Source organism: Campylobacter lanienae NCTC 13004 (genome assembly GCF_002139935.1).
Lineage (GTDB): Bacteria > Campylobacterota > Campylobacteria > Campylobacterales > Campylobacteraceae > Campylobacter > Campylobacter lanienae.
Genome location: NZ_CP015578.1, coordinates 728,311 through 749,236, shown reverse-complemented (window position 1 = coordinate 749,236; position 20,926 = coordinate 728,311). Strand labels below are relative to the sequence as shown.

Annotated in this window: 18 protein-coding genes; 13 read left to right on the top strand and 5 right to left on the bottom strand. The window is 33.5% G+C overall.

Annotation, left to right across the window (positions count from 1 at the left end):
- Positions 1–81: 81 nt before the first annotated feature.
- Positions 82–1,353: a M20/M25/M40 family metallo-hydrolase gene (locus CLAN_RS03825; RefSeq protein ID WP_100590628.1), complete on the bottom strand. Its 1,272-nt coding sequence runs from the start codon at positions 1,351–1,353 to the stop codon at positions 82–84.
- Between the two features lie 63 nt (positions 1,354–1,416).
- Between CLAN_RS03825 and CLAN_RS03820 the strand changes: the two genes are divergently transcribed.
- From CLAN_RS03820 to CLAN_RS03810, 3 genes are read left to right on the top strand one after another with little or no spacing between them, the layout of a single operon-like run.
- Positions 1,417–1,596 carry a hypothetical protein gene (locus CLAN_RS03820; RefSeq protein WP_096017178.1) on the top strand — a complete coding sequence of 60 codons (180 nt, stop codon included), beginning with the start codon at positions 1,417–1,419 and terminating at the stop codon, positions 1,594–1,596.
- Positions 1,589–2,431, top strand: coding sequence for a tRNA 5-methoxyuridine(34)/uridine 5-oxyacetic acid(34) synthase CmoB (gene cmoB / locus CLAN_RS03815; protein WP_100590627.1), 843 nt, complete (start codon positions 1,589–1,591; stop codon positions 2,429–2,431). Before CLAN_RS03820 ends, cmoB begins: the two co-directional genes overlap by 8 nt.
- A gap of 9 nt (positions 2,432–2,440) precedes the next feature.
- Positions 2,441–2,926, top strand: a complete 486-nt coding sequence (locus CLAN_RS03810) for a hotdog domain-containing protein (RefSeq protein ID WP_100590626.1) — start codon at positions 2,441–2,443, stop codon at positions 2,924–2,926.
- 3 nt (positions 2,927–2,929) lie between these two features.
- Here the strand turns inward: CLAN_RS03810 and CLAN_RS03805 are convergent, their stop codons facing one another.
- Positions 2,930–3,520: an MBL fold metallo-hydrolase gene (locus CLAN_RS03805; RefSeq protein WP_100590625.1), complete on the bottom strand. Its 591-nt coding sequence runs from the start codon at positions 3,518–3,520 to the stop codon at positions 2,930–2,932.
- Between the two features lie 82 nt (positions 3,521–3,602).
- On the opposite strand from CLAN_RS03805, the gene CLAN_RS03800 reads away from it, so the two are divergent.
- The 8 genes from CLAN_RS03800 to CLAN_RS03765 are packed head-to-tail and all read left to right on the top strand — an operon-like array spanning position 3,603 to position 11,801.
- Complete coding sequence (locus tag CLAN_RS03800) at positions 3,603–4,343, top strand: NAD+ synthase (RefSeq protein WP_415270428.1); 741 nt, start codon at positions 3,603–3,605, stop codon at positions 4,341–4,343.
- 8 nt (positions 4,344–4,351) lie between these two features.
- Positions 4,352–5,485 (top strand): DegT/DnrJ/EryC1/StrS family aminotransferase, encoded by a 1,134-nt coding sequence (locus CLAN_RS03795; RefSeq protein ID WP_096019751.1) that lies wholly within the window; start codon positions 4,352–4,354, stop codon positions 5,483–5,485.
- Complete coding sequence (locus CLAN_RS03790; RefSeq protein ID WP_100590623.1) at positions 5,478–6,452, top strand: tetraacyldisaccharide 4'-kinase; 975 nt, start codon at positions 5,478–5,480, stop codon at positions 6,450–6,452. The genes CLAN_RS03795 and CLAN_RS03790 overlap by 8 nt, the downstream gene beginning before the upstream one ends.
- Positions 6,446–7,288, top strand: coding sequence for an acetylglutamate kinase (argB, locus tag CLAN_RS03785; protein ID WP_100590622.1), 843 nt, complete (start codon positions 6,446–6,448; stop codon positions 7,286–7,288). The genes CLAN_RS03790 and argB overlap by 7 nt, the downstream gene beginning before the upstream one ends.
- Positions 7,285–9,015: a threonine synthase gene (gene thrC, locus CLAN_RS03780; protein WP_100590621.1), complete on the top strand. Its 1,731-nt coding sequence runs from the start codon at positions 7,285–7,287 to the stop codon at positions 9,013–9,015. The genes argB and thrC overlap by 4 nt, the downstream gene beginning before the upstream one ends.
- Complete coding sequence (gene kdsB / locus CLAN_RS03775; RefSeq protein WP_096018847.1) at positions 9,012–9,743, top strand: 3-deoxy-manno-octulosonate cytidylyltransferase; 732 nt, start codon at positions 9,012–9,014, stop codon at positions 9,741–9,743. The genes thrC and kdsB overlap by 4 nt, the downstream gene beginning before the upstream one ends.
- The gene (locus tag CLAN_RS03770; protein WP_167368931.1) at positions 9,740–10,804 is read left to right on the top strand and encodes a GGDEF domain-containing protein; all 1,065 of its coding nucleotides are present in this window, start codon (positions 9,740–9,742) and stop codon (positions 10,802–10,804) included. Before kdsB ends, CLAN_RS03770 begins: the two co-directional genes overlap by 4 nt.
- A complete protein-coding gene (locus CLAN_RS03765) occupies positions 10,785–11,801 on the top strand; it encodes a GGDEF domain-containing protein (RefSeq protein WP_096013285.1) in 1,017 nt (338 codons plus the stop codon). Before CLAN_RS03770 ends, CLAN_RS03765 begins: the two co-directional genes overlap by 20 nt.
- A gap of 117 nt (positions 11,802–11,918) precedes the next feature.
- Here CLAN_RS03765 and CLAN_RS03760 read toward each other — a convergent pair whose 3' ends face one another.
- The 3 genes from CLAN_RS03760 to mltG all read right to left on the bottom strand — a co-directional run bounded on the left by CLAN_RS03760 (position 11,919) and on the right by mltG (position 16,590).
- Positions 11,919–13,448 carry a succinate CoA transferase gene (locus CLAN_RS03760; protein WP_100590620.1) on the bottom strand — a complete coding sequence of 510 codons (1,530 nt, stop codon included), beginning with the start codon at positions 13,446–13,448 and terminating at the stop codon, positions 11,919–11,921.
- Between the two features lie 101 nt (positions 13,449–13,549).
- A complete protein-coding gene (locus CLAN_RS03755) occupies positions 13,550–15,577 on the bottom strand; it encodes an ATP-dependent helicase (RefSeq protein WP_100590619.1) in 2,028 nt (675 codons plus the stop codon).
- Complete coding sequence (gene mltG / locus CLAN_RS03750; RefSeq protein ID WP_390885732.1) at positions 15,577–16,590, bottom strand: endolytic transglycosylase MltG; 1,014 nt, start codon at positions 16,588–16,590, stop codon at positions 15,577–15,579. Before mltG ends, CLAN_RS03755 begins: the two co-directional genes overlap by 1 nt.
- Between mltG and CLAN_RS03745 the strand changes: the two genes are divergently transcribed.
- On the top strand, positions 16,478–19,006 hold the full coding sequence (locus CLAN_RS03745) for a YhdP family protein (RefSeq protein ID WP_147525230.1): 2,529 nt from the start codon (positions 16,478–16,480) through the stop codon (positions 19,004–19,006). The two genes, mltG and CLAN_RS03745, sit on opposite strands and share 113 nt — an antisense overlap.
- A 49-nt stretch (positions 19,007–19,055) precedes the next feature.
- Positions 19,056–20,903, top strand: a complete 1,848-nt coding sequence (gene htpG / locus CLAN_RS03740; RefSeq protein WP_100590617.1) for a molecular chaperone HtpG — start codon at positions 19,056–19,058, stop codon at positions 20,901–20,903.
- Positions 20,904–20,926: the final 23 nt, after the last annotated feature.

The window sequence follows — 20,926 nt, the reverse complement described above, 5'->3', positions numbered from 1 at the left end:
TTTTATAGGATTTTATAGGTTTGTAAGAACGGTGATTATAGTGTAAAAGGCATTATGTCAAAGCTTGATTATTAATCTTGCTTAATCTTGATAATAAGCGACTATATCGCTTATTGCTTTTGCTATTTTATCTAAGGATTTTAGCTCTAAATGCTCATTTATGCTGTGTGGTGAGTGGATATTTGGGCCAATCGATGCGGCTTGTAAGCCCTTTTGCTTAGCTACAAATACTCCACACTCAAGCCCAGCATGAACAGCTTGAAATTTAACTTTTGGGTTATATTTTTGCATAAAATTTAATACCAAATTCGCAAACTCACCTATATCAGGCGTCCAAGCATCACTTCTTTCAAAAAAGCTCACACCAAACCCAGCAAGCCTAGCTAATGTTGAAGTCTCAAATTTCAATCTCTCTAGCCCATGTTGGCTCATTGAGCGTGCGAAAAACTCAATCTCAATGCTATCTTCATTATCGTTTATTATGGATAAATTTATACTATCATTTACAATATTAAGGCTCTCATTATAGCTCCTAACACCTTGAGAAAAGCTATTTATAAAATCTAGTATATTTTGACTCTCACTAATCACCTCACAATCGCAATTTCCAAGATATTTTACGCTAACTCTCTCATCACTATAAACTATATTATCACAAGTGATTAACGCTTTGGCATTTACAGGGATAGAGTTGTTTCTCTCGCCACCGCTGAAATTGACTATTTTACCACCATTTTTGGCTATAAACTCAGCCATAATTTTTATGGAATTTGGAAGATCTTTGATAATCTCTATCCCACTATGTCCGCCAGGCAGACCGCTGATATTAAGCTCATATAAATTTGATTTTACTGATTTTTTGGTTTTTGATATCTTAGCTTTGATTAACTCACCGGCAGCACAACCTATAAATACTCCATCTTCATCTTCGCTATCTAAATTCAAAAGCTGATTACTTATAATCTTTTTATTAAAGCCATTAGCACCGATTAGGCCTACTTCTTCATTAGCGCTAAATATCACTTCAAGATTATTAAATTTACTCATCATCTCCATCATAATTGCGACACCAATCCCATTATCAGCGCCCAAGCTAGAGTTTTTCGCACGCAAGATATCGCCATCATATATTAGCTCGATTTTAGGTGCTTGACCCACGCATACCATATCATAGTGCGATTGAAGGCAAATTTGTGGCTTGCCTTTAAAGGCATAGACATTATCAAATTCATCAATTTCAACGCTATATCCATAGCTTTTTGCAAACTCAACCAAATAATCTCTAAGCTTCAAAGCATCAAAACTACAATGCTCAATTGCGCAAATTTTTTCAAATTTATCTAATATCCTCATATTTTCTCCCAAATTTTCTTAAATTATATCTAATTTAAACAAAATAATGGTAACATTATCGCTATGAAAAATTTAATCATTTTTGCTCTTTTGGTGCTATTTTTACAAGGTTGCTTATGGGTAAATAAGCGTGGAATTTCAGATAAATACTACAATAGCTGTAAAGAGTATTATGACGCATCTGGAGTCTATCACAAAAAGTGCGATGAAAATCTAATAGATTGGAAAGATATCTATGAATAATAGAGCTTTTAATGAGCTTTTAGCTAGGATTAAAAAGCTAGATAATAATAACTCAAAATTAATCTTAGATGATAGCGTAAGGCTAGAAATTTCAAATTTTACCAAAGAGATTGAAGATATCGCCCTAGCCTTAAAGCCGTGGCGAAAGGGGCCATTTGGTCTAAATGAGCTTTTTATAGATAGCGAGTGGCGAAGTTTTGTTAAGTTTAATATCTTAAAACCGCATTTAAGCTTAAAAGATAAAGTAATAGCTGATGTAGGATGTAATAACGGCTATTATATGTTTAAGATGCTTGAGTATGAGCCAAGAAGTATAATAGGATTTGACCCAAGTGAGTTAGCATTTTTACAATTTAGCTTTATAAATCACTTTGCTAAAAGTGATATTAAATTTGAGATAGCAGGCGTGGAGAGTCTGCCTAGTTATGGGGTGAAATTTGATACGATTTTTTGTCTTGGGGTTTTATATCATAGAAGTGACCCTATAAAGTGCTTAAAAGAGCTAAAATCCGCTCTAAATCCAAATGGTGAAGTATTTATAGATACTATGTATATTGATCGTGATGATGAGATGGTATTAAGCCCAGATACAAGCTACTCTAAAATCCCAAATATCAGCTTTATCCCTAGTATTAAGGCGTTGCGAAATTGGGCTAAACGGGCTAAATTTAAGAGTTTTGAGATTCTAGCTACCAAAGATACAGATAGCTTTGAACAACGCAAAACTAAGTGGATAGATAGCCAGAGTTTAGAAGATTTTTTAGACCCAAATGATAGCTCAAAAACAATTGAAGGCTATCCAGCACCAAAGAGAATTTATATAAGATTAACTTAAAGGTAGATTATGAGCGAATATGATGAGAGCTTACAAGATGTCGGATTGATAGATAGTTCAGAGCGTTTCCAAGGAATTTTAAATATCCCAATTTCTATAAACTCAACCCTATGCGGTGGGATAATTAACATGAAACCAAACTATGCCAAAACCGCCCTGATGACTAGCAATGAGATGGTATTTGATGATGAAAAGCTAATTCATGGTGGATTTATATTTGGGGCTGCTGAGTGGGCGGCACATGTAGCTATAAATACACAATACTCAGTAACTATAAGCGCTAAAGTAAATTTATATGCTCCAGCTAAGGTTGGGGATTTGGTTGAATTCGAAGCTCACGCATATTTCGAAGAGTCTAAAAAGCGTGAAATCAAGGTTATAGGCACCATAAAAGATATAAAAGTCTTTGAGGGCACCTATCAAGTAGTTGTCTTAGAAGAGCATATATTTAAACTTCAACAAAAGAAAAAAGTAAATGGCGAAGAGGAGCAATAGCCACTATATAGCCTGAGCCCATCTAGATAGAGAATTTCTCTCACTATCTAGGCTTGTTGGCTCTCCATGCCCTGGGTAAATTCTATAATCTTTAAATCCCAAAACTCTATTTAAACTCTCTTTCATAAGAGCCCCATCACTAAAAGGAAAATCATATCTACCAATTGAATTTTTAAATATAAAATCCCCGCTAAACATCACATTTTCAGCTGTTATCACGCTACATCCTGGCGTATGCCCAGCAAAGTGATGAAAGCAAAATTTCACCCCACCAAGCTCAATCTCATCTTTATCATCTACCATAATATCTGGTTTGAATTTCGCCTTTAAAAGCCCAAATGGATCATTCTCGCACATAAAAGCGTCATCTTTGGGGATGTAAATTTTGGTATTAAATTTACTCCTTATCTCCTCACAATCATATATATGATCAAAATGCCCATGAGTACATAAGATAGCCAAAGGATTTTTACACACCTTTTCAATCCACTCCAAAGCCCCATCACCTGGGTCTATTATCACCTCACCACTATCTAAAATCACCACATAACAATTCGTCCCATAAATCCCAAAAGCTCTTGAAATAATCTGCATTTTTCACCTTTTTAAATTAAATTCAAATATTATAAGATATATTTTACCTTAAAATAGATATAATTTGCCAATTTTTTTATGGATGATATTAGTGGAAAATTTTAAATTATTAGAAAATAAACTTATAAATTTTCTTAATTCTTATCTCAAAAGCTCAAAAGCTAGTGGCTTTGTAGTTGGATTAAGCGGTGGATTAGATTCTGCTGTTGTAGCCACTTTATGCGCTAAAGTCGCACCTACAAAGGCTCTTATAATGCCAACTTCTAACTCAAATAAACAAAATTTAGCCGATGCTATAGAGCTATCTAAAAGCTTAAAGATAAGCTATGAAATAATCGATATCAGCGATATTTTAGCCGCATTTTTGCCTTTTAGCGATAAATTTGATAGATTAAGAGTTGGCAATATCACAGCTAGAATTCGTATGATTATCTTATATGATCACTCTAGTCAGCTAAACTCCCTAGTCGTAGGCACGAGCAATAAAAGCGAAAGAATCCTAGGCTATGGGACAATCTATGGCGATATGGCGTGTGCTTTAAATCCAATTGCCAATATCTATAAAAGCGATCTTTTTAAATTTGCTTCATATCTTAGCATAAATCCAAATATAATAAACAAAGCCCCAAGCGCAGATCTATGGCAAAATCAAAGCGATGAGAGTGAGCTAGGATATAGTTATAAAGAGATTGATGAGCTATTAAAAGCGATAGAAAATAACGAAGATCTATCTAAATTTGATAGCGAATTTAAAAACCAAATTATAAATAGAATATCTAAAAATAGCTTTAAACTCAAACCACCAGCTATACCAATAAATTAGGAGATTTGATGAGAGATATACCATTTTTTCGCCCATTAATTACCGATAGAGAGCATGAACTTATCAAAGAGACCTTAGAAAAAAATGCAAACTATATGGTTGAGAATTTAGAAAATAAGATAAAAAATTTCTTCGGTGCCAAACACGCTATCACCACAAATAACGGCACCGCCGCTATACACCTAAGCTTATGTGCGATGGATTTAAAGCGTGGAGATAAGATCATCTGCTCTGTTAATGCCTTTCCTAGTATCGCTCAAGTCATTAGGCATTTTGATGCTGAGCCGATCTTTGTCGATATAAATGAAGATGATTTTAATATAGACCCAAATGAGCTAGAAAAGATCCTAAAAACTCAAAAACACAAAAAATTAAAAGCCGCATTTATAACCCATGTAGCTGGTCAAAGTGCTGATATGGACGCTATATACGCCCTTGCTAATGAGTATGATATAAAGATTATTGATGATGCTAGTAGAGCGATGGGCGCTACATATAAAGGCAAATTAATAGGCAATATGAGCTCATATATGTCTTGTTTTCAGATCAATCCCCAAGTCCAACACGCAGTAGCAACAACTGGTATTATAGTTACAAATGATGATGAGATGGCTAGTCGTGCTAGACTAATTCGCAACCACGCTATAATCAACGATAGCTTTGATAAAGATGGAAATTTAGGCTATATGTATGATGTTATCGATATCGGTCAAAAATATGATTTAAACTCACTTTGCGCTGCATATAGTATAGCTCAATTTGAAAAGCTAGATATGTTTATTGAGCGTAGAAAAGCCATAGCTGCTATGTATAATGAAGAGTTAAAAGATTGCCCACATATCACCACTCCAGTAATTAAGCGAGATCATATATATAATCAATATATAATCAAAATTGATAAAAATCGTGATAGCTTTGCTAGAGAGTTAAAAGATATTGGCATTCACACTAGCCTTCACTATCGCCCAATGCACCTACTCAGCTACTATAAAAACAAATACCACCTAAGGGTAAATGACTTCCCAAAAGCGCTTAAAACCTATCAGCAAATTCTCTCACTACCTATATATGCGGCTTTAAGCGATGAAGAGGTGCTATATATCACTAGCGCAGTAAAATCAATAGCGCAAAATCGTGTTTAACTCTAAATTACACGCTTGGCTAGAGAAGTATTTTTATCAGCCAGGCTATTTTGAGCTAGCTATTAGCGCCTTGCTCTTGCCATTTTCATTTATATATTACTGCTTGGTTTGGATAAAATTTAAACTAGCTAAGCCGGTCAAATTTAAAATCCCGATAATTAGCGTTGGCAATCTAATCTTAGGTGGTAGCGGCAAAACCCCGCTTACAAAAGCGATATTTAATGAATTTAGCCCTAAATTTAAAACTTTCATAATTTTAAGAGGATATAAAAGAGAGTCTAAAGGCATGCAAATAGTAGCTTTAAATGGTGATATAAAATGCGATACCAAAACCAGCGGAGATGAGGCGATGGAGTATGCCATAAGCCTTAAAAATGCCAATATAATTGTCTGTAATGATCGCAAAATAGCTATAAATGAAGCTATAAATCTAGGTGCTAAGCTTGTGATTTTAGATGATGGGTTTGGCAAGGCTGATATATTTAAACTCAATATCTTAATCAAACCACAAAATACACCAAAGCTAAATTTCACCATCCCAAGCGGATTTTATCGCTATCCAAAGAGCTTTTATAACCTAGCTGATATCATCCCAAATAGCGATGATATAATCAAAGAGATTAACATTATAAACCCTACTGATAAAATGGTCTTAATAAGCGGTATAGCTAATCCTTCAAGACTTAGCTTTATCTATGATAGGTGCGTTGGATATGAGCATTTTGGCGATCACTATAAATTTAATAAATTTGAGTGTGAAAATATACTAAAAAAATATAACGGCACTTCGCTTTTAGTCACGCAAAAAGATTATGTAAAGATAAAAGATTTTGGCTTAAATCTCTCTATTTTGGAGCTAAAAACAATTATTTCGCCAAATTTATCAAATAAAATTGCGTTATTTATCAAAAGCTACCAAAATTCAGATAAAATATATCAAACAAATCAAGAAGGAAAGATATGTTAAAAAGCAGTAGAACGGCTGAAGTCATCCTTAGTGCTTTGCCATATATCCAAAAATTTAGAGATAAAATTTTTGTTATCAAATATGGCGGAGCAGCTCAAATAGATGAGAAGTTAAAAAACAACTTCGCTAGGGATATTGTACTTTTACAGATTGTTGGTATTAAGGTTGTTTTGGTTCATGGTGGTGGCAAAACTATTAACTCATTTTTAGATCGGCTTGATATTAAGAGCGAATTTATTGATGGGCTTAGGGTTACAGATGCAAACACTATGGAAGTTGTAGAGATGGCACTTAGCGGCCTAGTAAATAAAGAGATCACTAGTATGCTAAATAAACATGGCGCAAGAGCCATAGGCGTTAGCGGCAAAGATGATAATATGCTAAGAGCTAAGGTAATGGATAATGGCAAATACGGCTTTGTAGGCGATATCACTAGCGTAGATGATAGACTTATTAACTCTCTTTTAGATGATGGGTTGATACCAGTTATTGCACCAATTGCTATTGGTGAAAATTACGAATCATACAATATCAACGCTGATTTGTGTGCTAGTGCGATAGCTAGTAAATTAAAAGCTAGTAAGGTTATATTTTTAAGCGATATTAAAGGTGTTTTGGATAAAAACTCAAATTTAATTAGCAAACTCGATGAAAATAGCATTGATGAGCTTAAAAAAGATGGGACGATAAGCGGCGGAATGATACCTAAAATTGACGCTTGTTTAGAGTGTATAAGAAGTGGAGTTGGCACGGCTCATATAATTGATGGTAAAATTCCACACTCATTACTATTAGAAATTTTCACAGATGAAGGTATAGGGAGCATAATACAATGAAATTTATAACAATCAAATTAGACGCAAATGAAGCCTTAGGGCTATCAAAAGAGCTTAAAAAACACAAATCTGTCTTTGAAATCTACAACCTAAGCCCAAATAACGCAAAAGAGCTATTAAATATAGATATAAATAGCGATAAAGCCATAATCGCAATTATAGGTAAATTTAAAAAGATTAAATCTATCTTAGAAAAAGATTTTAATCATCTTAATTTAGATATTGACGCCAAAAGCCTAGAAGAGCTAAATCCAAAAGCGATAAAATCACTAAAAGATATAAATTTACCAAAATTAGTTTCTACTAGACTAAGCTTAGAAAATGAGGTAAATGAGCCTGTAAATTTAGATTACGCACTTCTTAATCCAGCTGCGAAATATGGCGGTTTATACGCACCAATTAATCTACCATTGATTAGCAAAAAAGAGTTTAAAAAGCTATCAAATTTGGATTATTCTAAATTTGCTTTAGAGATTATTAAGAAATTTAAATTTAATATAAGCTTAAATAAATTTAAAAAAGCCCTAGATAGATATAATAAATTTGATAAAAGCGCTGTCGAGATCAAAAAAATAGATAAAAATTTATATATTAATGAGCTTTGGCACGGCCCTACAAGAGCCTTTAAAGATATGGCACTTCAGCCTTTTGGAGAGCTTTTAAGCTCTATTTCTCATGTTCAAAAACAGCTAATAATGTGCGCTACTAGCGGCGATACAGGTCCAGCTACTCTAAGCTCATTTGAAAATGCTAAAAATATAAAAGTAGTCTGCCTATACCCAAAAAACGGCACAAGTGAAGTCCAAAGACTACAAATGGTAAATCAAAAAGCACCAAATTTAAAAGTTATAGGCATTGAAGGCAACTTCGATGATGCGCAACAAGCTCTTAAAACTCTACTAAATGATGATGAGTTTAAAACCGCTCTAAAATCCTCAGGATACAATCTAAGTGCGGCAAATTCAGTAAATTTCGGTAGAATTTTATTTCAAATCATATATCATATCTATGTTTGTGTGAGCATCAATAAAAATAAAGAGCCAATTGATATTATAGTCCCAAGTGGCAACTTCGGTAATGCTCTTGGGGCGTATTACGCTAAAAAAATGGGTGCAAATATCGCTAAAATCAAGATCGCATCAAACAAAAATAATATCCTTACAGAGCTATTTAATAGTGGAATTTATGATCTAAATGGCAAAGAGCTTATCCATACGATCAGCCCGGCGATGGATATTTTGATTAGCTCAAATGTAGAGAGACTACTATTTGATAAATTTGGCCCAGTTAGAACAAAAGAGCTTATGGATAGCCTAGCAAATAATAAAAGATATGAGCTAAGTAGCGCTGAGTTAGAGGCGCTAAAAGCTGAATTTGAAGCTGCGTATTGCGATGATGATGAGTGTATGAAAAATATCTCTAAAGTAGCCAAAACAGGTATCTTGATAGACCCACACACAGCCACATGCCTAAATCTAGCCCAACCAAGCCACCTAAGCGTGATAACCTCCACTGCTCAATGGGTGAAATTTACTCCAAGTATGATAAAATCACTAGAAAACAGAGATAGCAAAGATGAGCTAGCTGATATGAAACTACTAGCTGATAAATATCACACCAAAATTCCAAAAAGCATAATTAAGCTATTTAAAGAAGATGAAATTCATACTGAAGTTGTCAATAAAGATAAGATAAAATCAAATATAATAGAGTGGATAAAACAATGATAATAATACCAACTCGCCTAGCATCAACTAGATTTGCTAATAAAATCCTAGCCGATATAGGCGGGATTCCTATGTTTGTAAAAACAGCTCAATTAGCTAGTAAATGCGATGATGTAGTTGTCGCTTGTGATGATGAAAATGTAGCTAATATCGCAGATAAATTCAAGATAAAAGCGATTCTTACTAGTCAAGATCACGATAGTGGTACCGATAGAATCAACGAAGCAGCCAAAAAGCTAAATTTAAATAGTGATGAAATTGTGATAAATTTACAAGCTGATGAGCCATTTTTTGAAGAGAAAAATCTAGTTAAATTTAGAGATTTCACCGCCCAAAGAATAAAAGATGGCGCATTTATGACTAGTTGCTTGAAATTTAGCGATCATCAATCAGCTCAAAATCCAAATTTGGTAAAAGTAATCACAGATAAAGATGATTACGCTATATATTTCTCACGCTCACTAATCCCATACCCAAGAAGTCGCTGTGATCTATATAAAGCGCATATCGGGATCTATGGTTATAGCGTAGATACTCTATCTAAGTTTTGCTCTCTTACTACCAAAGAGCTAGAAAATATAGAGAAATTAGAGCAATTAAGAGCAATTTCAAGTGGCAAAAAGATCGCAATGTTAGAGATTAGTAGCGATAGTATCGGCATTGATACAATTGAAGATCTACAAAATGCGGCTAATAAATTTGGATTTAAATCTACTTTATTACAATGAACAAAGTCGCTAAAAATATAAAATCCCACCCAAAGGTCTATCATAAACTGCTACTATTATATATCGTTATTTTAGCAGTTTATGGATCGCTATATGCCTATTCTGGGTTGCTATTTTTATTTACTAATTTTGCTATATCGTTTTTTATCTCAGTGGCTCTTTATATAGATTTTAATGAGCCTAAATATGAAAAAATTATAAATTTATGGATACAAATCAGCGCTACATATACAATGGTTTTGTCTATTATAACCTTAGGTTGGGGGTATGGATTTGAGCTATTTTTACTTGAATTGATAGCGATTTATCCTGTGTTGCCTATTAAGAATTCTATCTTAAAGTTTTTTATTCCGATTTTTCAGCTAATTTTATTTATTGTTTTGTATTTTGCATTTAATGGTCAAGATATCAATTACGGCTCACAAACTCTAAAACATATTAGCTTTCTATTTTGTTTTTCTATGATAGCTGTCAAATTCATAGCCTTACAAGATAACAACAACACAACCTACGCTATGGATATCATAAACACACAAAAAGAGAATATAAGCTACAAAAATATCGCCGAAATCGACTATCTCACAGGATTATACAATAGAGCACCAATGAATGAGATAATAGCTCAAAATTTCAAAATGCTATCAAACAGACAGATAAAATCACTAGCTGTAATCTTATGCGATATAGATAATTTTAAAAGTATCAATGATACATATGGGCATATCTTTGGTGATATAGTCTTATCTAAGGTTGCTGAAATTTTAAATAACAAAATATCCAAATTTGGCAAGGTTAGTCGCTGGGGCGGAGAGGAATTCCTAGCTATAATCCCAGCTCAAAATCTCAAAAAATGTATCCAAATCACAGAGACTGCAAGAGTAACTATCCATAGTGCTAATCCCGATAAAGTGCCTATCAGTGCTACATTTGGGCTATTATATATTGAAGACCCGATAGAGATAGACCAAGCCATTAGCATAGCTGATAACCTACTCTATCGTGGTAAAAATCAAGGTAAAAATCAAGTAGTATCGGAAAAATATGAACCTAATAACAGATAAAATATCATTTAATTTCAAATTTGTATTATCCCTATTTTTAATCGCAACAATTATATACTCTTTTATATTTTATATGATGGATTCTTATATTCTATCCATTATAGCTTTTGCGGGGCTTTTTGTCTATATCATCTGTATTAAGGCTATAGATGAAAATGACTATGATAGGGTATTTTTGCTCTCTCATCTACATATCGTGATATCTGCGGCCTGCGCTACTATGATACTCGGGTGGGATTATGGATTTTATCTAGTGATTATAGCTATTGCTTCAACTGCTCATCTAAATATCTTTAAAAATAGATTGATTACTTATCTTTTGACTGGGTTTGAGTTTATCATTTTTATTATTGTCTATATTGTATCAAATGTCTATTTTCCTAAGATTGCGGGGGATTTTGTAGAGCTATTTTACCTAAGCAATCTAGCCTTTTTGCTATTTTTATTTGTTGCGATATTTAAAATTTATAATATTGTAAATCAGACAAATATAAAAGATCTACACAAATACAAACATGAATTAAAAGCCGCTTCTCAAACTGACCATCTCACAGGCCTTATCAATAAAAGAGCACTGAATTTAATCCTATCTAAAAAATCTAACAAAACAATCACAATCGCTATGTGCGATATAGATAATTTCAAAAGCATAAATGACAAATTCGGCCATAATATCGGTGATGAAGTGCTAAAAACTCTAGCCAAAATTTTCACAGATAATACCAATAAATCTGATATAGTCTGTCGCTGGGGTGGGGAGGAGTTTGTAATTGTAGCTACTAATACTAGTAGAGCAAACTTTATAAACCAAATTCAAAATATAAGATTTATAATCAACCAAACCCCAATCAAAGTATCAAATACCCTATCAATCCATTTTACCGTAACATTTGGAATTTCAGATAGCGGTACAGACTCGCATAAATTAACAGATCAAGCCGATAAAAGATTATATAAAGGCAAACGAAGTGTCAAAAATTGTATAATCACAAAATAAAAGCAAATTTATAAAAGCTTTTATAATTTAAATCAAATACCTAAAGAGCAAAAATATTAAATTTGACTAAATTTATCTGGCGTCGCTGCTTTGAGCTTAGCAGCGACAAATATAAATTTATTTTTTCATGCTACCTGTTTTATTGTATCTATCATGCCAACTTAAAGCTTCGCTTAATATATGTGGCGTGTGGCCTGGTTTTGGCTGAGCGCACGCTCTATCGAAGTAGTCTTGTAGCATATCTCTATAATCTGGATGCGCTATAGCTATCATTTTTTGTGCCCTTTCTCTTGGACTACAACCTCTTAAATCAGCATATCCATACTCGGTTACTACCACCATAGTATCATGCTCAGTGTGATCTACATGGCTCACAAAAGGCACAATAGCTGATATCGCCCCACCCTTTGCTACTGAAGGAGTTAAAAACAGAGATAGATAGCCATTTCTAGCAAAATCCCCGCTACCGCCGATTCCGTTCATCATCTGCGTACCCATAACATTAGTTGAGTTTATATTGCCATAGATATCGGCTTCTAACATACCATTCATAGCTACAACCCCAAGGCGTCTTACTAATTCTGGGCTATTTGATATCTCTTGTGGGCGAAGAATTATATGCTCTTTATAGAAATCAACATTTTTTCTAAATTCCTCCACAGCAGTTGGACTAAGTGAGAGAGCTGAAGCTGAAGCTAGATCGACGGTGCCATCTTTGACAAGGTCTAGCATACCATCTTGGATAACTTCTGAGTAGCACTCAAGTCCTTTATATCCAGCCTTACTAAGAGCGGCTAAAACAGCGTTAGCCACATTACCGATACCACTTTGAAGTGGTAGTAATTTACCCTTTGGTAACCTACCAGCAGCCTCTTCAGCAGCGAAAAATTTAGCCACATTATCACCAATGGCTATTGAAACCTCATCAAGTGGAGTAAAGCTATTTAGCCTATCTTCAGTAGAGCTTAATACCACACCTACAACCTTATCAAAATCCACGCTCATATATGGAGTTCCTATACGATCTCTAGCAATTTTAAGTGGGATTGGCTCACGAAATGGCGGTTTGGCTTGGACATAGATATCATGAAATCCCTCTAGCTCTTTTGGTTGATGGATATTTAACTCCAAAATCACCTTTTTAGCAGCATTTAACCAAGCTTGGTTATTGCCTACTGAGGTGGTAGGGATTAATTTGCCATCTTCTGTGATACCTGAAATTTCAATCACAGCAAAATCCATATCACCAAAATATCCACACTCTACTTGCCACGCAAGAGATGATAGATGGACATCTAAATATCTAGTTTCACCAGCATTAATACGGCCTCTCATATTTGGGTCTGTATTAAATGGAGTTCTAAACTCAACACAATTAGCCTTAGCCAAAACACCATCTAAATCCACATCAGTACTAGCACCAGAATATATACTAATCTTATATTCTTGACCAGCTTCATGTAGCTTTTGAGCTCTATTGGCAATTGCGATTGGGACATATAGAGGGCTTCCAGCGCCGACAAATCCACTAAATCCTATTTGAGCCTTATGTGGGATGAGAGCCGCTGCTTCATCTGCTTTGATAACCTTAGATAGATATCTAGCGTCTTTGATACGACTAGTATCATTTATAGTATTGTCAATCATTTTTATCCTTTAATTAAAATTTAGCTTGATTATAAGCAAAATTTCTATAATTTCTCTTATAATATTAATAGTAGAAATTTATTTTAAGAAAAATTTAAAATTTAAATTAAAGGCTTCACCATACCAGCCTCGGCTAAAAAACAGCTTGGATTGTATTCGACTTTTCTTATCTTGTCATATTTAGCATAGCTTAGCACCAATTCATCCTTTGCCCTTGTTACAGCGACATAAAATAGCCTTCTTTCTTCTTCTATATCACTCATTAATCTTGAATTTGGAAATCTACCTTGAGCTAGATCTACTACAAAAACAAGGCTAAACTCAAGCCCCTTGCTAGCATGGATTGTGAGCAAATTCACCCCTTCGCCCTCGCTCATTTCGCTTTTACCAAGGGTTAAAAAGTTATAAAAATTATCAATATTATTGTGTCTTTTACTAATCTCTAAAAGCACTTTAGCCTTAGATATTATCCGCTCTGTTACGCTGCTTTTAAGCTCGTTATCTATATTGCCATTTTTTAGGGTTGCTCTTTTAGTTGCTAAGATATCAACTATAATATTATAAATTTGAGATTTTATCACCTTATCTATAATTTGATATGGTGAGCTATTTTTATCTAAATTCACTATCAAATTCCTAAGCTCATACAAAAATATCGCACCATTTTGATTTAAATTTGAGTAGTTTAAAACAGGAGATTTCATAAACTCATCATCAAATCCAAGCTCACAAAATCTATTTGATGGCATAAATTCGCTAAAATCATCAAATAAGCCAAGCTGATGATTATGCCTTTTTGGGGCTAATTTAGCGCTATTTTTATCTGGATTTATAAGGCCTTTTATGATGCTACCATTCCCAGATGAGATTAAAATTTCAAAAATCTCCTTAGCGTGAGCGTTGCCAACTCCTTTAGCATACTCTAAAATATGTATAAATGACATAATATCTTTAGGATTTACCAAAATCGATATCAAATCTATAAGTGCCTTAATCTCACGAGACTCAAAAAAGCTCACTCCGCCTTTTCTTTTACAGCTTATGCCATACTCTTTTAAGGCTATCTCTAGTCCATCGGCGCTTGAGTTATTACGAAAGATTATAGCGATATCATTTTTATTATATCTGCTATTTGAGATTAACTCTGCTACTGCATTATACTGGATAAAAAGCTCATCATAAACAAGTAAAATAGGCGATTTAAACTCCCCCTCACGGCTTACTTCAAGCGATTTTGGATATAATCTAGGATTATTAGATATAACTTTATTTGCCAAAGCCAGGATTTTAGCACTTGAGCGGTAATTTGTATTTAATGAAAATATATTAGCATCCAAATATCTATCTTTAAAGCTCCCAATTATCTCTATATTTGCCCCATTAAAGGCATAAATACTCTGGTCAAAATCCCCCACGCAAAATAGACTTTTGGTATTAAAAGCATCTATGAGTGAGCCTTGAAGTGAATTTGTATCTTGATACTCATCAACCAAAATTTCATCAAAATAAATTCTAGCACCCTTTTTAAGCTCATTTCTCATCTTAATCAATAGATCATTAAAATCAGCATAGTTAAAATTGCTCTTAGTCTCTTCAAACTCACGCAAAATATCATCATAAATTTCAGCAAATTCCACCTGATCTGGATAATTAACACTAAACCAATCTACAAAGCTCTCTCCACCTACACAGCTATTACAAAATAAAGAGTATATATCATACAAATACGCCCCGCTATATCCCTTAATATCGCTAATTCTATGAAATTGCCTTCTATCTGTGATACTCTTTAATAGTGTTTTTAATTCGCTAGGTTGCTTTAAAATCACCCCTTTATCAAGGGATTTTAGAAGTGAATTTGATACAGAGTGAAATGTCCCGGCTGTGATTTGAGATACTATATCATTATCAAAGTAACGCCCTAATCTCTCTATCATCTCACTAGCGGCTTTATTGGTAAATGTTAATAACAAAATTTTATTAGCCTTTATCCCTGAGTTTAGAAGATGAGCTATCCTAGCTACAATTGTGCTTGTTTTACCTGTTCCTGCACTAGCTATGATGAGATTATGCCCCATAGGTGCTGTGGCTGCTCTATACTGCTCTTTATTTAGCTTTGAAAGTGGCATTATTTAGCCTTATTAGAGCGATCAATTGCTTTTATATGCGCTTCATAAGTAGAGCTAAATATATGAGCACCTGTGCTTTTATCTCTTACAAAATATAGATAGTTTGTCTTTTTAGGGAAAATTGCTGCTTTTATCGCATCAAAACTAACATTACAAACGGCATTTGGTGGTAGGCCTGCGTATTTATATGTGTTATACCTAGTGTTGTCTTTGGCTATTCTTTGTGGGGTGATCTTTTCATGAGAGTATAGATCATAATTTAGCGTTCCATCCATTTGTAGCTTCATACCGATTTTTAATCTATTATATATAACTGATGATACTATAGGCATTTCACTTGTATTTGCGGCCTCTTTTTGGATTACTGATGCTACTATGATAAACTCATACCAACGCCTCTCATCCCATTGACCAAATATCTTTTGGCTTAGGCTCTCATGCTGTTTTTTAGATACATTTATGAGATAATAGACCAAATGAGCCTCGCTTATCCCAACTGGAATTTTATATGTCTCAGGGACTAAAAATCCCTCTTTTATAGGTGAATTTGCTAGATAATTTCTCATAAGCTCATTGTAATCTAAACCCAATTTCTTAGCTATATCATAGAAAAAATACGCCGTAGTCTCTCCAGGGATTAAAGTGATATCTCTCATAGCAGCCTTAGCCGTAGTAAGCTTATATAAAAAATCAAATTTACTAAGAGTAGTCGTGCCTATATCTATCCAGCCAGATTGTGGATATCCCATCAAAACCAAAATATATTTATCAAATCCATCAACCTTAAAATTTAGTTTAGCTAAATAAGATATAATTTCACCCACGCTTCCTTGTGGCAGATATACAACTTTGCTTGTAGTCATTGTCTGAGATAGTGATGCGAAAATCGTTAGGAAAATTATGAATACAATCTCAAAAATTATATTCAAAAATCGCTTTTTGGTGATATTTTTAACACTATTTATAGCCATCTTTCTTGCCCTTTTTATATGGTTAAAAATCGGAATTAAAATAGAATCGCTAGATTTTGACCGATTTAAAATTTCGCAATTATATATAAAATTAGATAACAAAATTACACTAAAAGCAAAAAATATAGATATTTTACCATCTGATAATAATCAAACTAACTCCAAAGAGTCGCTAAAATCCATACACTTTGCCAAATGGATCGATATGCTATTTAATACAATAGAGTTAGAAAACATCTCAATAGGCCAAAGAAAATCCTACTTCATCTACACAGATAATAAATTTAATCTAGATAGCAAAAATCTATATATCAACGCTCATCTAACTAGACAAAATCACAATTTAAATTTATCCATAAATGAGATGAGATTTAAAGATCTCAATACCACAATTAATGGATATTTGAATTTAAATTTCTACGATGATAAGCATAGTTTTAGGGGCAAATTTAGCTCATATGAGCTAAATGGGGATTTGAGCTTAAATATCGATAATGATATCTTAAATTATGAAATATCCAATGTCAGCGCACCTAGCATAGCTCAATTTATGGAGGCTTTAGCTAGCAAGATAAGCTTAGATAATGAGATAAAAAATTGGATATATGGATATATAATTGCCAAAGATTATAGGCTTGAAATTTTGCGTGGGAAGTTTAATTTTAGTGATAATAATCCATTTATACCACAGATATATGCCAAAGCAAGTGCCAATATGCCAATTGTCAAATTCCACCCTAATCTCCCAGCTGCGACTGCTAGTTCGGTTATAATCACCTTTGAAAACTCAAATTTGATATTTGATATCAAAGATCCGATTTATCAAGACCAAAAAGCCGATGTGGGACTAAGCATAAATAACCTAGATAGCGATTCAAATTTGATATTAGATATCAAGACCAAATCCCTATATAGCCAAAGTATAAATGATATACTAAAAGCCTATGATATATCAATCCCAATCACGCAAGATAGCGGGGCTTTGGATACGAAACTGCGTCTTGATATCTATCTTAACAATGCCAAAGTCAGTGCTGATGGCGAGTTTGTCTTAGATGAGAGCGTGATAGATATATCTGGGGCTAAATTTAACTCCAAACACGCTCAAATAAGCTTAAAAAATGATAAAATCACAATCCAAAACGGCCATATCCAAAATAGCATTTTTGATGCGAATTTTAGTGCTTTTATAGACGCAAATAGCAAAATTGCCAACTTCGATACCAAATTCAACTCATTTATAATCCCAAATTTAATTAATATCAAAAATTTAGATGACAATATCACCTTAAATTTTACAAATGACGCTGTAATCAGCTCTAAAAGCTTAGGCTATGATGTAAATTTAAGCCAACCAATAAGTATAAATATCCCAAAAATTGATAATATCAAGCCCTATTCTAAGCTCATAAACGACCTAAATATCACAAAAGCTAATATCAAGGTTACCACAGATGACTTTGATAAATTTAGCGCTAGAGCAACTAATGTGAATTTCAATCTACCAATCATAAATAGAAAAAATGATAGCTACACTGATGATAATTTCACTATAAAAATAGATGATATAATAGATATAAAAAGTGATAGCGGAGTGATAAACGCTACCATTATAAATGATGAGATAAATATATTTTTAAACTCAGCCAAAATCTCTATTGATACAAATTCAGCCAAAAGTAACCTAGAAACAAATATAAATTTCATTGCCACTGATACGATCATAAACGCCACAGATATCAATAAAACAATATTCTTTGAGCATTTCAGCGGTAGCAAAAACCAAAATGAGCTTAAATTTGATGGTGAGTTTGATGGTGGATATATATCTATAATTGAAGGCAAAAATATCTTAAAAGTCAAAGGAAATGGTATCTCGGCTACTGTAATCAATGATATTATGGATTTTAATAGCTTTAGCGAAGGTATTTTTGGTATTAAGTTAATAGGTCAAAATAGTAGGAATTTTAAAGCCGATTTAGAGCTTAAAGATACATATTTAAATGATTATATAATCTACCAACAACTCTTAGTATTTTTAGACTCTATACCATCTTTATTGATATTTAAAGTCCCAGATTTTAACACCAAAGGTTTTAGCGTTAAAGATGGGATTATAAGAATCCAAAGAGTTGATGATAATCTTACTATCCACGCTATAGATATCAAAGGCGCAAGCGCTGATATAATAGGTAGTGGAAATATAAATTTAAAAGACAATAGCCTAGATATAATCCTAGAGCTAAAGCTACTAAAAGACGCTAGTACTATAATAGACAAAATTCCATTAGTCAATCACATATTATTAGGCAAAGATAAAAGCATATCCACCATAATCACCATAAATGGCACGATAGATAAGCCAGATATCAAAACACAAGTTATAAAAGATGTCTTAAAAACCCCATTTAGTATAATCAAAAATACACTAACCTTACCATTTGTGATTTTTGAATGATGGTTAAATTTAGTCAGTTATAATTATTTACAAAACAAAAGGAGAAAATATGCAAAAACATCAATTTCAAACACAAGTGAGCGATCTTTTAAATTTAATGATCCACTCACTCTACTCTAATAAAGAGATATTCTTAAGAGAGTTAATCTCAAACGCAAGCGACGCACTAGATAAGCTAAATTATCTATGCTTAACTAATGATGATTATAAATCACTTCAATACACCCCTAGAATTGATATCAAACTAGATAAAGAGGCCAAAACATTAGTAATCACAGATAATGGCATAGGCATGGATGAAGATGATCTAATCAACAATCTAGGCACCATCGCAAGAAGCGGAACAAAAGGCTTTATAGAATCCATGAGCGGAGATGCGAAGAAAGATAGCTCATTAATAGGTCAATTTGGGGTTGGATTTTACTCAGCATTTATGGTAGCTAACAAAATAGAAGTTATCAGTCGCAAAGCCCTAAGTAGCGATGCATATAAATGGAGTAGCGATACAAATGGATATGAAATTTCAAAATCCACGCTAGATAGCCACGGCACACAGATCACTCTATACCTTAATGATGATGAATTTACAGATAGTTTTAGAATAGAAAATATCATCACAAAATACTCAAATCACATTCCATATCCTATTTATATGGATAGAGATGAGTGGGTAGCCCCACAAGATAATGAAAAAGAGGGCCATTATGAGAGCAAAAATTCTCAAATCAACAAAGCAAGCGCCCTATGGAGAATGAGTAAATCTACTTTAAAAGATAGCGATTACAATGACTTTTATAAGCAAATAAGCCACGATAGTAGCGATCCACTATTGCATATCCATACAAAAGCAGAGGGCAAAATAGAGTATTCTACCCTATTTTATATCCCATCAACTCAACCATTTGATCTATTTAGAGTAGATTATCAAAGTGGTGTAAAACTCTATGTTAAGCGTGTATTTATCACTGATGACGCTAAAGAGCTTCTACCGCCATATCTTAGATTTGTGCGTGGGGTTATGGATGTAGAAGATATCCCATTAAATGTAAGCCGTGAAATCTTACAAGAGAATAAAATTCTAACCGCAGTCAAAGACCAAAGCGTCAAAAAAATCCTAAGCGAATTAGAAAAACTACTAAATAACGATAAAGAAAAATACTCTAAGCTCTACTCTCTTTTTGGTAATGTTATCAAAGAGGGCCTATATGGATTTAATGCTAATAAAGATAATATCTTAAATTTATGCCTATTTAAATCCACTCTAAACGACAAGCCAATCACGCTAAAAGAGTATAAAGCCGCAATGAAAGAAGATCAAAAATCGATATATTATATCAGCGGCCAAAATGAGAGTATGCTACGAAACTCACCACTTTTAGAAGGGTTTAAATCCAAAGGGATAAATGTCCTAATCTGTGATGAAGAGATAGATACAATAGTCTTGCCTATGGTAAATGAGTATGACTCCACACCATTTAAGAGTATAAATAGCTCTGATATAGATAGCGAGATAACTAGCAGTGAAATTTCAACTAGTGATGAGACAAACGCCCTAATAAGCAAAATCAAAGAGATCTTAAAAGATGAAGTCAAAGATGTCAAAATATCAAATCGCCTAAGCGACTCCGTAGCGTGCCTAATCTATGACAAAAATGACCCAGACTACGCTATGCAAACTTTATTAAAACAGATGGGTCAAGAAGCACCAAAAATCAAGCCAATCTTAGAGATCAATCCAAATCACGAAATCATCGCCAAATTAGCTAATAACGAATTAATGATAAACGATGTTGCTATACTAATCCTAAATATGGCTAAAATCAGCGAAGGTATGAGTATAGAAAATCCAAGCGAATTTAGCTCTAAACTCGCTAAAATTATATCCAAAGCTCTATAAATTTACTCTGCCCTACTCTGGGC

Excerpts from the sequence above, each read along its gene's own strand:
- CLAN_RS03825 (WP_100590628.1), bottom strand. The coding sequence starts at position 1,353 with ATGAGGATATTAGATAAATTTGAAAAAATTTGCGCAATTGAGCATTGT.
- CLAN_RS03820 (WP_096017178.1), top strand. The coding sequence starts at position 1,417 with ATGAAAAATTTAATCATTTTTGCTCTTTTGGTGCTATTTTTACAAGGT.
- cmoB (WP_100590627.1), top strand. The coding sequence starts at position 1,589 with ATGAATAATAGAGCTTTTAATGAGCTTTTAGCTAGGATTAAAAAGCTA.
- CLAN_RS03810 (WP_100590626.1), top strand. The coding sequence starts at position 2,441 with ATGAGCGAATATGATGAGAGCTTACAAGATGTCGGATTGATAGATAGT.
- CLAN_RS03805 (WP_100590625.1), bottom strand. The coding sequence starts at position 3,520 with ATGCAGATTATTTCAAGAGCTTTTGGGATTTATGGGACGAATTGTTAT.
- CLAN_RS03800 (WP_415270428.1), top strand. The coding sequence starts at position 3,603 with ATGATATTAGTGGAAAATTTTAAATTATTAGAAAATAAACTTATAAAT.
- CLAN_RS03795 (WP_096019751.1), top strand. The coding sequence starts at position 4,352 with ATGAGAGATATACCATTTTTTCGCCCATTAATTACCGATAGAGAGCAT.
- argB (WP_100590622.1), top strand. The coding sequence starts at position 6,446 with ATGTTAAAAAGCAGTAGAACGGCTGAAGTCATCCTTAGTGCTTTGCCA.
- thrC (WP_100590621.1), top strand. The coding sequence starts at position 7,285 with ATGAAATTTATAACAATCAAATTAGACGCAAATGAAGCCTTAGGGCTA.
- kdsB (WP_096018847.1), top strand. The coding sequence starts at position 9,012 with ATGATAATAATACCAACTCGCCTAGCATCAACTAGATTTGCTAATAAA.
- CLAN_RS03770 (WP_167368931.1), top strand. The coding sequence starts at position 9,740 with ATGAACAAAGTCGCTAAAAATATAAAATCCCACCCAAAGGTCTATCAT.
- CLAN_RS03765 (WP_096013285.1), top strand. The coding sequence starts at position 10,785 with ATGAACCTAATAACAGATAAAATATCATTTAATTTCAAATTTGTATTA.
- CLAN_RS03760 (WP_100590620.1), bottom strand. The coding sequence starts at position 13,448 with ATGATTGACAATACTATAAATGATACTAGTCGTATCAAAGACGCTAGA.
- CLAN_RS03755 (WP_100590619.1), bottom strand. The coding sequence starts at position 15,577 with ATGCCACTTTCAAAGCTAAATAAAGAGCAGTATAGAGCAGCCACAGCA.
- CLAN_RS03745 (WP_147525230.1), top strand. The coding sequence starts at position 16,478 with ATGAATACAATCTCAAAAATTATATTCAAAAATCGCTTTTTGGTGATA.
- htpG (WP_100590617.1), top strand. The coding sequence starts at position 19,056 with ATGCAAAAACATCAATTTCAAACACAAGTGAGCGATCTTTTAAATTTA.